This is a genomic window from Pseudomonas sp. 91RF (assembly GCF_003576265.1).
Taxonomy (GTDB): domain Bacteria; phylum Pseudomonadota; class Gammaproteobacteria; order Pseudomonadales; family Pseudomonadaceae; genus Aquipseudomonas; species Aquipseudomonas kribbensis.
In genome coordinates, this window is the sequence record NZ_QWFC01000049.1 from 45193 (window position 1) to 59914 (window position 14722).

At 60.7% G+C, this 14722-nt stretch carries 12 protein-coding genes; 6 read left to right on the forward strand and 6 right to left on the reverse strand.

Features of this window, described 5'->3' with window-relative positions:
- Window positions 1-89 precede the first annotated feature (89 nt).
- The 3 genes from DXT77_RS26870 to DXT77_RS26880 all read right to left on the reverse strand — a co-directional run bounded on the left by DXT77_RS26870 (window position 90) and on the right by DXT77_RS26880 (window position 2491).
- Window positions 90-1361, reverse strand: coding sequence for an OmpP1/FadL family transporter (locus DXT77_RS26870; protein WP_119429821.1), 1272 nt, complete (start codon window positions 1359-1361; stop codon window positions 90-92).
- A gap of 146 nt (window positions 1362-1507) precedes the next feature.
- Window positions 1508-1990: a hypothetical protein gene (locus DXT77_RS26875; protein ID WP_119429822.1), complete on the reverse strand. Its 483-nt coding sequence runs from the start codon at window positions 1988-1990 to the stop codon at window positions 1508-1510.
- 276 nt (window positions 1991-2266) lie between these two features.
- Entirely contained in the window at window positions 2267-2491 is a 225-nt protein-coding gene (locus DXT77_RS26880; RefSeq protein WP_007950419.1) for a hypothetical protein, read from the reverse strand.
- Between the two features lie 952 nt (window positions 2492-3443).
- On the opposite strand from DXT77_RS26880, the gene DXT77_RS26890 reads away from it, so the two are divergent.
- Both DXT77_RS26890 and rmuC read left to right on the forward strand, forming a co-directional pair.
- Window positions 3444-3767, forward strand: coding sequence for a hypothetical protein (locus tag DXT77_RS26890; protein ID WP_085710599.1), 324 nt, complete (start codon window positions 3444-3446; stop codon window positions 3765-3767).
- A 175-nt stretch (window positions 3768-3942) separates the two neighbouring features.
- Window positions 3943-5307 carry a DNA recombination protein RmuC gene (rmuC, locus tag DXT77_RS26895; RefSeq protein WP_170931591.1) on the forward strand — a complete coding sequence of 455 codons (1365 nt, stop codon included), beginning with the start codon at window positions 3943-3945 and terminating at the stop codon, window positions 5305-5307.
- A 9-nt stretch (window positions 5308-5316) separates the two neighbouring features.
- Here rmuC and DXT77_RS26900 read toward each other — a convergent pair whose 3' ends face one another.
- Together DXT77_RS26900 and DXT77_RS26905 are read right to left on the reverse strand one after the other, a co-directional pair.
- Window positions 5317-8787, reverse strand: coding sequence for a hybrid sensor histidine kinase/response regulator (locus tag DXT77_RS26900; RefSeq protein ID WP_119429823.1), 3471 nt, complete (start codon window positions 8785-8787; stop codon window positions 5317-5319).
- A 136-nt stretch (window positions 8788-8923) separates the two neighbouring features.
- Complete coding sequence (locus DXT77_RS26905; RefSeq protein WP_119429824.1) at window positions 8924-9466, reverse strand: TetR/AcrR family transcriptional regulator; 543 nt, start codon at window positions 9464-9466, stop codon at window positions 8924-8926.
- A 91-nt stretch (window positions 9467-9557) separates the two neighbouring features.
- Between DXT77_RS26905 and DXT77_RS26910 the strand changes: the two genes are divergently transcribed.
- From DXT77_RS26910 to DXT77_RS26925, 4 genes are all read left to right on the forward strand, one after another.
- Entirely contained in the window at window positions 9558-10745 is a 1188-nt protein-coding gene (locus DXT77_RS26910) for an MFS transporter (protein WP_119429825.1), read from the forward strand.
- 52 nt (window positions 10746-10797) lie between these two features.
- Window positions 10798-11109, forward strand: a complete 312-nt coding sequence (locus DXT77_RS26915; RefSeq protein WP_119429826.1) for a cupin domain-containing protein — start codon at window positions 10798-10800, stop codon at window positions 11107-11109.
- Window positions 11110-11214: 105 nt separating this feature from the next.
- Complete coding sequence (locus DXT77_RS26920; protein WP_119429827.1) at window positions 11215-12366, forward strand: TDT family transporter; 1152 nt, start codon at window positions 11215-11217, stop codon at window positions 12364-12366.
- Window positions 12367-12464: 98 nt separating this feature from the next.
- Window positions 12465-14339 (forward strand): MFS transporter, encoded by a 1875-nt coding sequence (locus tag DXT77_RS26925; RefSeq protein WP_119429828.1) that lies wholly within the window; start codon window positions 12465-12467, stop codon window positions 14337-14339.
- Between the two features lie 52 nt (window positions 14340-14391).
- Here DXT77_RS26925 and sugE read toward each other — a convergent pair whose 3' ends face one another.
- The gene (sugE, locus tag DXT77_RS26930) at window positions 14392-14706 is read right to left on the reverse strand and encodes a quaternary ammonium compound efflux SMR transporter SugE (RefSeq protein WP_085682912.1); all 315 of its coding nucleotides are present in this window, start codon (window positions 14704-14706) and stop codon (window positions 14392-14394) included.
- Between the last annotated feature and the right edge of the window lie 16 nt (window positions 14707-14722).

The window sequence follows — 14722 nt, forward strand, 5'->3', positions numbered from 1 at the left end:
TACTAAAAAGCCCCGCTTCTGCAAAGAGAGCGGGGCTTTTTGGTGGGTGAGGGCTCAGAGGGTAAAGCGCTCAGCCTCGTCGTGCAGCATCAGAAGCGGTAGGTCGCGCCTACACCGAAACCGTTTGCCGAGTTTTCATACTTGGCATCGTAGCTCTGACCACGATTGTTTTCGTTGCGGACTTTGACCGATTCTTCCTGCAAGTACGAGTAGGCGACGTCGATGGTCAGGTCTTCGGTCGGGCTCCAGCCGGCACCGATGCTGAAGATGGTCCGGTCACCGGTAGGAATGCGCGGCGAACGGTCGACGTTGTTGGTCGGCGCCTGGTCGAAGGTCAGACCGGTACGCAGTACCCATTCCTTGTTCAGCTGATACGAAGTACCGATGGCGTAAGCCCAGCTGTCATGCCAGTTCTGATCTTCGGTGATCTCGCCGAACTGACCGGCCAGCAGAGGCTGTACACCGGAGTTCTTGACGGTGATCTTTTCCAGCTGGCTCCAGCGGGTCCAGGTAGTACCGGCGTAGACGTTCCAGCGGTCGTTGATCGCCTGGGTTACCGAGAAGTCCACGGATTCAGGCGTGGTGATCTTCAGCGAAGCGTCGTACTTCTGGCTGGCGCCCAGGCCGACTGCGGCCAGTGCGCCGTAGTTGACCTTGGTGTTGCCTTCGAGCTTGTAGTCGACCTTGGAGTGGTAGGTCAGGCCCAGACGAGTGGTGTCGGTTGCCTGAACCAGCACGCCGATGTTGTAGCCCAGCGCTGTATCGTCACCCTTGATCTTGACCTTGCCATCCGGCGCGGCCTGAGTGACCGACAGGTTGGATTCCAGGGTGCCGTCGATACGGTTGATGGTCGGACCGAAACCGATCGACACCACGTCGTTGAACTTGTAGCTGACAGTCGGCTGGAAGGTGATGACCTGTACTTCGGACTTGCTGCCGAAGTAGCGGCCGGCGAAGCCTTTTTCATAGTCGGTAATCAGGCCGAAGGGTACGTACACACCCAGGCCGAATGCCCAATGCTCGTCGATCGGCTTGACGTAGTAGCCCATAGGTACGGAGGTGAAGGGCACCATGTCGCCTTTGTTGCTGCCGCCGTTGGGGCTGGAGCTGGCGTCGCTGATATCGGTCTTGGCATCGAGGAATGCAACGCCACCGGTGACTTGTTCGCGAGTGAGGCGCGACATGCCGGCAGGGTTGCCGTAAACAGTGCTTGCGTCGTCGGCAGAAGAAGATCGCCCGGCGTACCCAGTCCCCATCCCGCTGATGCTGTGTTCGTTGATGGCAAAGCCAGCGGCGAAAATCTGCGTGGATGCCAGGGAAACGGCGAGGCTGATGGTGGTTTTGAGCATTACTTTTTTCATTATTAGAACTCCTGGTGATCACCGGGGCGAAAATTACCAACATTTTCGTCCCAGCGCTATAGTCCGTATGGCTTGAGTTAGAGCGGTTTTGTAGGACAATCCGACCAGATTCGCGACCCGTTGGCCGATCTTGCGAAACCGGTGAGTCAGCACGCGACCTGATTCAGCGGTGAAACACAGGTCTGCCATGCACAGGTGAAGTCGCGCAGGCGACCCTGGGGTTGAAAGGTCTGACGCCAGATACGGGCCATTGCGAGCAGGTCGTCCGGGTCGGGGAGGGTGAGGGTCTGTTCTTCCACCAGCAGCCAGGCAATGGCAGTGGCGTAACGCAGATTGACGGTCAGTTCGAGGTGCGGGCTGCTGAGAAAGGCGTGCTGACTGGCGAGGCCGCGAACCAGGCTGGCGCGCTCCGGATCGAGCGCCAGGTAATGATCCCAGAGCGCCTGATGGCGATGCTCGGCAATCCGGTACAGGCCGTGGCCACGGCGGTCATGCAGGGCGGAACCCAGGGCGGACTGGCTGGCGGCGATGCCCAGCAGCAGGGATTCGGCGGTGGCGCAGTGGCGTCCCAGATAAATCAGCGTGGGACGGATCACATAGCGGCACAGTTCGCTGGCAGCGATACCCATAAAACCCTCGGATCTTGTTATTGGGCGGCGAGACCTGAAGGGGAGCTTGGCAGCTGTGGATCGAATCAGGCTCGCCGGAAGCGGATCACGCCGCTTGAGTTGAAGTGTAGTGTCATATTCACGACGTAAAGGCCTGTTTTTAAAATATTTCCGGCGGGCCGTTATAACCGTTATATCGGTTGGTGCTTAAACGCGAAGGGTAAAAAGAGAAACATCGGGCAATAAAAAGCCCCGCGTTTCAGGCGGGGCTTTTGCTTTTGCAGCCATTTCGGCCTCTCAGGCGATCAATGCCTGACGGGTGCGATCAATCACGGCCTGCAGCGGTTCGGCGCTGGAGTATTGATCCGGGTACAGACGCTCGCTGTGGCGGGCGATCCCGTGTTCATTGACCACGGTGAAGCTGAAGCAGCCTTTGCGAGCGGCCATGATCAGGCAGTTCATTGGAGCAAAAGCATTGGTTAGGGTGCGAATGGCATCCTGAGTCTGGATTTGAGTAGACATAGTTATTAGGTGTTCCTACAAATGACACGGATAAGAACCGTGCAACGTTAAAACGTTCCAGTAACGCAGACCACCATTGGTCGAACGAAGAACCCGACTGGAACAAAGCAGCCAGTTTGAAGCGCTGACAAGTTGGCGCGCTTGGGCTGGCAGGTAGGTACTTAGGAGGACAGGCAACACATCGAGGGCAGAGGTTCTGGGCCCGGGGTGAAGATCCTGATCAATTTGCAGGTTGGTTCGGTCAGAGTAAGGATTCTTTGCAACATCCTTTGATTCGGCTCAAAGGCTGTGTCGTCGCAAGATTTACCTGGAAACCATCGAGGGGTCGGGCCCGCTTTTTCGGTGGAGGCTTCTTCGAGAGAAGGCTGACCGTGGGGTTTGTTCGACCGGAATTGACTTTCAGCTTGGTACTAACGCCGCGGATACTAACGGAACACATCGAGGAAGGCAAACCTGATTTTTAAAAAGAACAGACGGACTGTTCCTTGAGCCCCGGCCCCGCCCCGATTTGGCTCACATTCCGACCGTCGGTCGTAGCGGTGGGCAAGCCTGACAAGCGCAGAACCGGGGCTTATCCCCAGCCCGGCAGGCAAAACGACCCGAAAAAGCGCACCGATATAACCGCGTAACAGGTACTTGTGCACATTAGTTGCGCGGACGGTAACGACGCTGTCACATCGAACCTGACCCCGGTGGCTGCCTGTAACGAAAGTTTAAGTCAATGAAAAACATCGCTTTTTTTTACTGGTGAAAAAATCGTCAGTTTGACTGCGGGCCCCATTCCACAAGGCTTTGCGGCGAGTCGGGGGCGGTTGTCCACTGAGTTATCCACAGCTTCTGTGGATTGTCCCGAGCGCTTGCTCTAGCACGGGCGTGCCGGGTTTTTTTCGACTTTACCTGTGCGAAAAAAAGAGTAGAGTGGCGCGCCCTTCGATCTGTCCCACAGTGCTTTATGAAGTTTCGTTCATCTCCAGATTCTGTTACTTCCCAACCCCCTCGTGTTACCGCTCCCAAGCGATTTTCCGTGCGCGTGGCCGAATGGCTGCTCGACAGCCCGCGCCTGGGCGACAGCCAGAACGCCAAACACCTCGCCGGCCGCCTGCTCAAACAACCGGCCCGGGAAGGCGTGGTCGCGGCGCAAAGCCGCCTTGGCCAGTTGATGTGCCGTGAGTGTGGCAACGCGCGGGATCGTCGTATCGGCCAGGATCTGCTGCGTCAGGCCGCCCGTGCGGGTGATCGGCGTGCGCAACAGGAACTCGGCCTGATCGAAGACTGAGCTGTCCAAGACCTGACGCCTTGGTTAACCTTCAGGCTTTATCGGATCGGCGGGAATCACTATGGCGATGGACTTGACCAGCATCTTGCTCGGCTTGGCAGGCGCGGCGTTACCGCTGCTGGCGCTGGCCTGGCAGCTGCAGCGCCGGGCCAGTCATGGCGAGTCCGAAGTTGCGTTGCTCGAAGAGCGGCTGGCCATGGCGCAGATGGCCCAGGACGGCCTCAACGCCCAGCTCGAAGCCTGTCGCGACGAAATCGCCGACCTCGGCCAGGCCAATGCCGCCAAACAAGCCGATCTCGCGGCCGTGCGCCGTGAGGTCGAACTGTTGCAGATCGAGCGTGACGACGCCCGTGACGCCGCCCATGCCTGGAACCTCGAGCGTGCCAGCAAGGAAGCCGAACTGCGACGCCTGGATGCTCAGGCTGCTTCATTGAATGCCGAATTGCGCGAGCAGCAGGAAAGCCATCAGCAGCGCCTCGATGACCTGCAAGGTTCCCGCGACGAGTTGCGCGCCCAGTTTGCCGAGCTGGCGGGGAAGATCTTCGACGAGCGTGAACAGCGTTTCGCCGAAACCAGCCAACAGCGCCTCGGCCAATTGCTTGATCCCCTGAAAGAACGCATCCAGTCCTTCGAGAAGCGCGTCGAGGAAAGCTATCAAGCCGAAGCCCGTGAGCGCTTCTCTCTGGCCAAGGAGCTGGAGCGTCTTCAGCAACTGAACCTGCGCCTGAGCGATGAAGCCACCAACCTGACCCGCGCCCTGAAAGGCCAGAAAACCCAGGGTAACTGGGGCGAACTGATCCTGGAGCGGGTGCTGGAACATGCCGGGCTGGAGAAGGGCCGCGAGTACCAGACCCAGGTCAACCTCAAGGGGCCGGACGGCGAGCGCTTCCAGCCGGACGTGATCATTTACCTGCCGGGCGACAAGCAGGTGGTGGTCGACTCCAAGGTCAGCCTCACGGCGTACCAGCAATACGTGGCGGCCGACGACGATGCCATCGGCCAGATCGCCATGAAGCAGCACGTACTGTCGCTGCGCAGTCACGTCAAAGGTCTGGCCGGAAAAGACTACAAGCGTCTGGAAGGCCTGCACAGCCTCGATTTTGTCTTGCTGTTCGTGCCCATCGAAGCGGCGTTTTCCGCAGCGCTGCAAGCCGAGCCGACGCTGTTCCAGGAAGCCTTCGACCGCAACATCGTGATCGTCAGCCCGACCACGCTGCTCGCCACCCTGCGGGTCATCGACAGCCTGTGGAAACAGGAACGCCAGAGCCAGAACGCCCGGGAAATCGCCGAGCGTGCCGGATGGCTGTACGACAAGTTCGTGCTGTTCATTCAGGATCTGGACGAAGTCGGCAATCGTCTGCAGCAACTGGACAAAGCCTACAGCGCAGCGCGAAACAAACTGACAGAAGGGCGCGGCAACCTGGTCAGCCGCAGCGAACAGCTGAAATTGCTCGGCGCACGAGCGAGCAAGAGCCTGCCGGCAGATCTGCTGGAGCGCGCCATGACCGATGCCGACGGCCTGGTCGAACTGCCTGAATAAGCCGCTCTTCTAGAGCGGCAAATAGCGACTCAACAACGCCCGCAGCGCCGCCGGTTTCACCGGTTTGGCCAGATAATCCAGCCCCGCCGCGTGTACCCGCGCCACGGTTTCCGGATGCCCGTCGGCGCTGATCACCACACCGGGCACCGGTTCGCCCAGGCTTGTACGCAACCACGCCATCAGGTCGGTGCCGGTTTCACCGTGATCGAGGTGGAAGTCCACCAGGGCCAGTTGCGGCCGTACGCCATCGCTCAGCAATGCCGCGCACTCCTCGCGGTTGCGCGCCGTCCACACCTGACAACCCCAACGCGTGAGCAGGCTGTTCATGCCGATCAGAATGCTGTCTTCGTTGTCGATGCACAGCACCTGCGCGCCGCTGTGCAACTTGCCGTTGAGTTCGACCGCCGCGCTCGGCTGGGCAGTCTGCGTCCGCGCCAGCGGCACCCGCACACTGAACACACTGCCGCGTCCCGGCCATGAACGTACGCGCAAGGTGTGCCCGAGCACCCGGCACAAGCCGTCGGCAATCGCCAGGCCCAGGCCCAGGCCTTTCTCGGCGCGGGTCTGGTGGCTGTCGAGGCGTTTGAACTCTTCGAAAATCACCTGCTGCTTGTCCTCCGGAATCCCCGGCCCGCGATCCCAGACCTCCAGGCAAACCTCGCCCTGACGCCGGCGCACGCCCAGCAACACCGGGCCTTTGGCGTAGCGGAAGGCATTGGTCAGGAAGTTTTGCAGGATCCGTCGCAGCAACTTGATGTCGCTGTCGATGCGCAAGTGGCTGCCGCGTACCCGGAAGCTCAAGCCCTGTTCCTGCGCCAGAACCTTGAACTCGGCACCGAGGGTGTCGAACAGCTCATTGACCGCGAACGGCTTGCGATCCGGGTTGATCTTGCCGTTTTCCAGGCGGGAAATGTCCAGCAGGTCACTGATCAGGTCTTCGGCCGAACGCAGCGAACTGTCCAGATGCTGCACCAGTTTCTGCGCCTCGCCGCTCAAGCCATCGTCCTGATGGGAGAGGGCGGCGGAGAACAGCCGTGCGGCATTCAAGGGTTGCATCAAGTCGTGGCTGACCGCCGCAAGGAAGCGGGTTTTCGACTGGTTGGCCGCCTCGGCATTACCCTTGGCTTCCGTCAGCGCGACGTTGAGTTGCGACAGTTCCTGAGTCCGCTCGCTGACCCGTTGCTCCAGCCCTTCGTTGGCCTCGGTCAGTGCCTGTTCGGCTTCGCGGAATGCGGTGATGTCAGTGAAACTCATGACGAAACCGCCGCCGGGCATCGGGTTGCCGATCAGCTCGATCACCCGGCCATTGGGGAACAATCGCTCGGAGGTGTGGGCGCGGCCCTGACGCATCCAGTGCAGGCGTCGGGCGACGTGGACTTCCGCTTCGCCGGGGCCGCACAAGCCGCGTTCGGCGTTGTAGCGAATGATGTCGGCAATCGGTCGGCCGACGCTGATCAAGCCGTCCGGGTAATTGAACAGCTCCAGATAGCGGCGGTTCCAGGCAACCAGTTTCAGCGACTGGTCGACCACGCTGATGCCCTGGGTGATGTTTTCGATGGCGCCTTGCAGCAGCGCACGGTTGAACTGCAGCACCTCCGAGGCTTCGTCGGCGATCCGGACGACGTCCTCCAGCTGCATTTCCCGACCTTCGATGGCGGCTTTTACTACAGCTCGCGTCGAAGAAGCGCCGAGGACACCGGCCAGCAAGCGTTCGGTGTGGGCAATCCATTCACCATCGGCGTTCTGGTTCGGGTTGAAGCCTTTGCCTTGGCGGTAGGCGAAGCGGATGAAGCTCTGGCGTGCGCGCTCCTCACCGACAAACCGTGCCGCCAGTTGCAGCAAGTCGTCGATCTGCACCGCCAGCATCGAGCGTGCACTCGGCCGGGCGCTGATTTCCTGACCGATGAAGCGCCCGGCCTGCCAGTGTTCCGACACCCGGGTACGGGACAGTACCGAGACCCAGGCGAACAACGTGAAATTACCCGCCAGCGACAGCACCACGCCTTGGGTCAGCGGGGTGATCGGCAGGTTCAAGGGGTTGCTGTGCAACCAGGCCAGGCCGGGGAACGTGTCCAGCGACCAGCCGAGGCTGCGGGCGGCGATCGGCAGAATCAGGGTGTAGAACCAGAGGAATGTACCAGCGGCGAGGCCGGCGAACACGCCCCGGCGGTTGGCCTGTTTCCAGTACAGCGCGCCGAGCATCGCCGGCGCCAGTTGGGTCACGGCGGCGAAGGCGATCTGGCCGATGGTTGCCAGGCTCGCGGTGGATCCGAGCAAGCGGTAGCTGACGTAAGCCAGCAACAGAATGACCACGATGCTGACCCGGCGTACCGAGAGCATCCACTGACGGAACACTTCGAACGGCCGCTCGGCGTTGTTGCGGCGTAGCAGCCAGGGCAACAGCATGTCGTTGGATACCATGGTCGACAGCGCCACGCTCGCCACGATCACCATGCCGGTGGCCGCCGAGGCTCCGCCGATGAAGGCCAGCATTGCCAGCGCCGGGTGGGCCTGGGCCAGTGGCAGGCTGATGACGAAAGAATCCGGGATTACAGAGCTCGGCAACATCATCTGACCGGCCAGCGCGATCGGAACTACAAACAGTGCGGCCAAGGCCAGATAAGTCGGAAACACCCACTTGGCCAGGCGCAGATCCTGCGGGTCGATGTTTTCCACCACGGTGACGTGGAACTGCCGGGGCAGGCAGATGATCGCCATCATCGCCACACCGGTCTGCACCACCATCGAGGGCCAGTTGATGGTTTCTTTCCAGTATTCCTCAAGGCGCGGGGCAAGCATCGCCTGATTGAACAGGTCGTCGAAGCCGTCATACAGGCCATAGGTGACGAAGGCGCCGACGGCGAGGAAGGCGAACAACTTCACCAGCGACTCGAACGCAATTGCCAGCACCATGCCCCGGTGGTGCTCCGTGGCGTCGAGGTTGCGCGTACCGAAAACGATGGTGAACAGCGCCAGCACCAACGACACGATCAGCGCCGTGTCCTGGGCGCGGGTGCCCATGGCGTCGGCGCCGGCGCCGATCAACAGGTTCACGCCGAGGACAATGCCTTTGAGTTGCAAGGCTATATAAGGCAGGACGCCGACCAGACAGATCAGCGCCACGACCACTGCCAGCGATTGGGACTTGCCGTAGCGGGCGGCGATGAAGTCGGCGATGGAAGTGATGTTCTCCTGCTTGCTGATCATCACCATTTTTTGCAGGACCCACGGCGCGCCCAGCAACAGCAGGATCGGCCCGAGGTAAATCGGCAGGAATGACCACAGTTGTTCGGCGGCCTGACCGACTGCGCCAAAGAATGTCCAGCTGGTGCAATAGACCGCCAGCGACAGGCTGTACACCCAGGCACGCATCCGCGGCGGCAACGGCGCGCTGCGACGGTCGCCGTAGAAGGCGATGGCGAACATGATGGCCATATAGGCCAGGGCGACGGCGGCGATCAGCCCGGTGGACAACGACATGGAGCACTCCCGACAAAATACGACCGGACTCGCGCCCGGCCAGACAGTCTCGCATGTGCGCGGCGGTTAGTCAGTGTCGACCAAGGTCGTGGCGTGGCGGGGTGTCGCAGGCGCAGAACCGGACGGTTCTGCGCTGTCAGTCCTGACGCAGCGCGATGTCGATCAGCCGGTGCAGTTCTTCGACTTCCAGCGGTGCCACGGCAAACAGAATGCGGAACACCGTCGGCGAAACCACCAGGTTGATCAGGTGATCCACGCTCGGCGCCGGTTCCTCGGAATGGCGCTCGATGATGGTCTGCAACTGCGCGCCGATGATCGTCACGCAATAACCTGGCGTCGCGCTCGCCTGCACGTCGCGCATCATGTTACGCCCGGGTTCCGAACTCATTTCGTCGAGATATTGTTCGGCCCACGCACGCATATCGCTGCGCAGGCTGCCGGTTTCAGCCGGCTCGCTGTCGGGGCGCATGCGGGCGAGGGCGACGTCAGCCAGCAAGGCGGCCAGATCTCCCCAGCGTCGATAAATCGTCGATGGCGTCACGCCCGCACGCGCCGCGATTTGCGGGACGGTCACCGTTGAGCGCTCCTGTTCTTGCAGGAGTGCGCGGACTGCCGAGTGAATCGACTCTTGCACCCGGGCACTGCGACCGCCCGGGCGTAAACCTTCTTTAATAGCCATGCGGCAGACCTTAACACAAAGAATTTGCTTTAAGCGCAAGCCAAGAGCACACTCCGCAAAAGCAAAAAATTAGCTTTTGCGGAGTGTGCCCATGACCAGCCTTGCTTCCCACCGTTCCAGCCTGTGGTTTCTGGCGATCACCTTACTCAGTTTTCTCGCCGCTTCCACCGCGCCGACGCCGTTGTATCACTTGTATCAGGACCACCTGCATTTCTCGGCAGCGGTGCTGACCCTGATTTTCGGCGTTTACGCGCTGAGTCTGCTGGCCGCGCTGCTGACGGTCGGTTCGCTGTCGGATCATTTGGGACGCAAACCGGTGATTTTCACCGCGGTTGTCCTGAATGCCCTGGCGATGTTGCTGTTTATCTACGCCGACAGCGTCGGCTGGCTGATCGGAGCGCGAGTGCTGCAGGGATTTGCCACCGGCATGGCTACCGCCGTGTTGAGCGCGACGCTGCTGGACACTGACCGTCAACAAGGGCCACTGATCAACAGCGTGGCACCGTTGCTTGGCATGGCGCTAGGTTCGATGGGCTGCGGTTTGCTGGTGGAATTCGCGCCTGCGCCATTGCAACTGACCTATTGGCTGCTGCTCGTGCTGTTTGTGTTGCAAGGCGTTTATGTCTGGCGCTTGCCGGAAAGCGTTTCGCCGCAAGCCGGAGCATGGGCCTCGCTGTGGCCGACCCTGCATGTGCCGGTTCAGGCGCGCTCGACGCTATGGCGAGTATTGCCGCTGAACACCGCGACCTGGGCGCTCGGCGGTTTCTATGCCTCGCTCGCTCCGTCGCTGGTACGCACGGCGACCGGTTCCACTTCCAATCTGATCGGCGGTGCGACCGTGGCGGCATTGACCGTGACCGGCGCCCTGATGATTTTCACACTGCGCAATCGTCCTGCATCAAGAGCCCTGCAACTCGGCGCAAGCCTGCTGCCGGCCGGCATCGTGTTGATGCTGCTGGGCGTGCACAGCGCCAGTCTATCGTTGTTCTTCTTCGGTACGCTGGTCGCCGGGTGTGGATTCGGCTCCGGGTTTCTGGGGGCGGTACGCAGTCTGGTGCCGCTGGCGTTGCCCCATGAGCGCGCAGGGTTGATGTCGGCATTCTATGTACTGAGTTACCTGGCGTTCTGTCTGCCGGCGCTGTTGGCCGGGCACTTCACCCACAGCCTGGGCCTGCTGGCGACTACCGATGTGTATGGCGCGGTGCTGATCGTGTTGGCGGTGGGTGCGCTGTTGATGAGTTTTCGTCCGCAAGCGGCCAAGACTTGCAGCGCGCCATAAGCCCGCGTATTCGGTTAGCCTTGGCCAGCCCATTCTTCTCACGGATTGACTCATGAAGATTATCCGCAGCAAGACCTTCACCGCCGAGCGTGCCTGGGGCGCGCTCGACATTGCCAACATGAACGGCATCACCACGCGCCTGCACTGGACCGATCAGCCTTATAAATGGCACGTCAACGACGGGGAGGAAGTGTTCGTGGTGCTCGACGGTCAGGTGCTCATGCACTACCGCGAAGAGGGCGAAGAAAAGCAGGTGCAGCTCGATGTCGGTGACATCTTCTACGCGTCCGTCGGTACCGAGCATGTCGCCCACCCGCAGGGCGCCGCGCGGATTCTGGTGATCGAGACTGAGGGCAGCGTTTAGATCTATATCTGTAAAACAGATAACAGATAGAGAAATTACCCGTTATATAGATATTCGATTCGGTTCTACCATGGACTCAACCTCACCTGAGGACAGGAGTTCATGATGATTTGCCCCAACAGTGCCAACCCCGGTATCAAGCCTTTCAGCCAGCTTCAGCATCCGCGTGAAGTGATCCGTCAATTCACACCGAACTGGTTCGCCGCGACCATGGGTACCGGTGTGCTGGCGTTGGCGCTGGCGCAATTGCCCGTCGCCATCCCGGGGCTGCATGCCGTGGCCGAAGGGTTGTGGATGTTCAACATTCTGTTGTTCGTGCTGTTTACAGCTGCATACGCCGCGCGCTGGATTCTGTTTTTCGACGAGGCGCGGCGGATCTTCGGCCACTCCACGGTTTCGATGTTCTTCGGCACCATTCCCATGGGCCTGGCGACCATCATCAACGGCTTTCTGCTGTTCGGTCTGCCGCGCTGGGGCGAGGGCGTCGTTCATCTGGCCGAAGTGCTGTGGTGGCTGGACGTGGCGATGTCGCTGGCCTGCGGTGTGCTGATTCCCTACATGATGTTTACCCGTCAGGAACACAGCATCGATCAGATGACCGCCGTCTGGCTGTTGCCGGTGGTGGCGGCAGAAGTGGCGGCTGCCAGCGGTGGACTGCTGGCGCCGCACTTGGCCGACGCGCACTCGCAACTGGTAGTGCTGACGACCAGCTACGTGCTCTGGGCGTTTTCCCTGCCGGTGGCCTTCAGCATTCTGACCATCCTGCTGTTGCGCATGGCCCTGCATAAACTGCCCCACGAAAACATGGCGGCGTCGAGCTGGCTGGCCTTGGGGCCGATCGGCACCGGCGCCCTGGGCATGTTGCTGCTGGGCGGCGATGCGCCAGCGATCTTCGCGGCCAACGGCCTGCCGGGGATCGGTGAAATCGCTTCGGGCCTGGGCCTGGTGGCCGGGATCACGCTCTGGGGTTTTGGACTGTGGTGGATGTTGATGGCGCTGCTGATCACCGTGCGCTACCTGCGCGACGGCATCCCGTTCAACCTTGGCTGGTGGGGTTTTACCTTCCCGTTGGGCGTGTATTCGCTGGCGACCCTGAAACTGGGCAGCACGTTGAACCTGACATTCTTCAGCGTGGCCGGTTGCGTGCTGGTGACGTTGCTGGCGGTGATGTGGCTGATCGTCGGCAAGCGCACATTGCAAGGCGCCTGGCGCGGCGAGCTGTTTGTTTCACCGTGCATTGCAGGTTTGAAGAAATAACCTGAAAAGTTTAGGTAAGGTGTGGCCTGGATCGCGGATCGACATTCCAATAAGCGTATCCAGGCCACTCGTTACCCAACATCAGGGACACACGGAAGATGAGTCACCCCTCACAGTTCAACCTGTTGCGTACCCGGCGCTTCCTGCCGTTCTTCATCACCCAGTCGCTGGGCGCGTTCAACGACAACGTGTTCAAGCAGTCGCTGATCCTCGCCATTCTCTACCGGCTGACCATCGAAGGTGACCGCTCGATCTGGGTCAACCTGTGTGCGCTGCTGTTCATTCTGCCGTTCTTTCTGTTTTCGGCGCTGGCCGGACAGTTCGGTGAAAAGTTCGCCAAGGATGCGCTGATCCGTCTGATCAAACTGGCGGAAATCGCCATCATGGCCGTGGGATCCGTCGGCTTCCTGTTCGATCACCTGTCGCTGATGCTGGTGGCGCTGTTCGCCATGGGCACGCACTCGGCGCTGTTCGGGCCGGTGAAGTATTCGATCCTGCCGCAGGCCTTGCACGAGGATGAGCTGGTCGGCGGCAACGGTCTGGTGGAAATGGGCACGTTTCTGGCGATTCTGGCCGGCACCATCGGTGCCGGGGTCATCATGTCCTCGTCGCACTATGCGCCGTTGGTGTCGACCGCGATTGTCGGCATCGCCATACTCGGTTACCTCGCCAGCCGTAGCATTCCCCGGGCGGCGGCCGCTTCGCCGGAAATGCGCCTGAACTGGAATATTTTCAGCCAGTCCTGGGCCACGCTGAAACTCGGGCTGGGCCAGACGCCGGCGGTGTCGCGCTCGATTGTCGGCAACTCGTGGTTCTGGTTTGTCGGGGCGATTTATCTGACGCAGATCCCGGCTTATGCGAAGGAGTGGATGCACGGCGACGAAACCGTGGTGACCCTGATTCTCACCGTGTTTTCGGTCGGCATCGCCCTCGGTTCAATGCTTTGCGAGAAGCTTTCCGGGCGCAAGGTCGAGATCGGTCTGGTGCCGTTCGGTTCGTTCGGCCTGACGGTTTTCGGGCTGTTGCTGTGGTGGCATTCCGGTGGAATCCCGGAGAGTGCCGTTGGCCACAGCTGGACTGAAGTCCTCGGTTTCGGTCACACCTGGGCCGTGCTGGTCGACATCCTCGGCCTCGGCATCTTTGGCGGTTTCTACATTGTGCCGCTGTATGCGCTGATCCAGTCGCGCACCGCCGAGAACGAGCGGGCGCGGGTGATTGCGGCCAACAACATTCTCAACGCGCTGTTCATGGTGATATCGGCCATCGTCTCCATCGTGTTGCTGAGCGTGGTCAAGCTGTCGATTCCACAGCTGTTCCTGGTGGTGTCGCTGCTGAACATCGGCGTCAACGCCTACATCTTCAAGATCGTCCCCGAGTTCAGTATGCGTTTCATGATCTGGCTGCTCAGCCACTCCATGTACCGCGTCGAGCATCGCAACCTGGAAGCGATTCCCGATGAGGGCGCGGCGTTGCTGGTGTGCAACCACGTATCCTTCGTCGATGCCTTGCTGATTGGCGGCGCGGTGCGTCGGCCGATTCGCTTTGTCATGTACTACAAGATCTACAACCTGCCGGTGCTGAACTTTATCTTCCGCACGGCGGGGACCATTCCGATCGCCGGACGCCAGGAAGACATCCAGATCTACGAAAAGGCTTTCACACGGATTGCCCAGTATCTGAAGGACGGTGAGCTTGTCTGCATCTTCCCGGAAGGCAAGTTGACTGCCGATGGCGAGATCAACGAGTTCAAGGGCGGGCTGACGCGGATTCTCGAAGAGACACCGGTGCCGGTGATTCCGCTGGCGTTGCAGGGGTTGTGGGGGAGTTTCTTCAGTCGCGATCCCAATAAAGGACTGTTTCACCGCTTGTGGTCGCGGGTGACGCTGGTGGCGGGTTCGCCGGTGGCGGTCGAGGCGGCGCAGCCTGCCGAGTTGCAGGCGCTGGTGGGAGAGTTGCGCGGGACAGTCAGATAATCATTGGCTGTGCTGGCCTCATCGCGGGCTTGCCCGCGATGAGGCCAGTGGCTTAAGCGCTGACCTTGAGCCCGATCAATCCGGTGATGATCAGTGCAACGCTGGCCAGCCGAATCAATGCCATCGACTCACCAAACAGAATGATCCCGGCAATCACCGTGCCCACGGCACCGACGCCGGTCCAGATCGCGTAAGCCGTGCCCAGCGGCAGTTCCTTCATCGCCAGACCCAACAGACCAAGGCTGACCGCCATGGCCGCGACGGTGAGAACGGTCGGAAGTGGACGGGTGAAGCCATCGGTGTATTTCAGGCCGACGGCCCAGCCGACTTCGAACAGGCCGGCGAAAAACAGAATGATCCAGGACATGAAAGACTCCCATCGA

What these genes read in the sequence shown, in the direction of transcription:
- DXT77_RS26870 (WP_119429821.1), bottom strand. Translation starts at nt 1,361, where the DNA reads ATGAAAAAAGTAATGCTCAAAACCACCATCAGCCTCGCCGTTTCCCTG.
- DXT77_RS26875 (WP_119429822.1), bottom strand. Translation starts at nt 1,990, where the DNA reads ATGGGTATCGCTGCCAGCGAACTGTGCCGCTATGTGATCCGTCCCACG.
- DXT77_RS26880 (WP_007950419.1), bottom strand. Translation starts at nt 2,491, where the DNA reads ATGTCTACTCAAATCCAGACTCAGGATGCCATTCGCACCCTAACCAAT.
- DXT77_RS26890 (WP_085710599.1), top strand. Translation starts at nt 3,444, where the DNA reads ATGAAGTTTCGTTCATCTCCAGATTCTGTTACTTCCCAACCCCCTCGT.
- DXT77_RS26900 (WP_119429823.1), bottom strand. Translation starts at nt 8,787, where the DNA reads ATGTCGTTGTCCACCGGGCTGATCGCCGCCGTCGCCCTGGCCTATATG.
- DXT77_RS26905 (WP_119429824.1), bottom strand. Translation starts at nt 9,466, where the DNA reads ATGGCTATTAAAGAAGGTTTACGCCCGGGCGGTCGCAGTGCCCGGGTG.
- DXT77_RS26910 (WP_119429825.1), top strand. Translation starts at nt 9,558, where the DNA reads ATGACCAGCCTTGCTTCCCACCGTTCCAGCCTGTGGTTTCTGGCGATC.
- DXT77_RS26915 (WP_119429826.1), top strand. Translation starts at nt 10,798, where the DNA reads ATGAAGATTATCCGCAGCAAGACCTTCACCGCCGAGCGTGCCTGGGGC.
- DXT77_RS26920 (WP_119429827.1), top strand. Translation starts at nt 11,215, where the DNA reads ATGATTTGCCCCAACAGTGCCAACCCCGGTATCAAGCCTTTCAGCCAG.
- DXT77_RS26925 (WP_119429828.1), top strand. Translation starts at nt 12,465, where the DNA reads ATGAGTCACCCCTCACAGTTCAACCTGTTGCGTACCCGGCGCTTCCTG.
- sugE (WP_085682912.1), bottom strand. Translation starts at nt 14,706, where the DNA reads ATGTCCTGGATCATTCTGTTTTTCGCCGGCCTGTTCGAAGTCGGCTGG.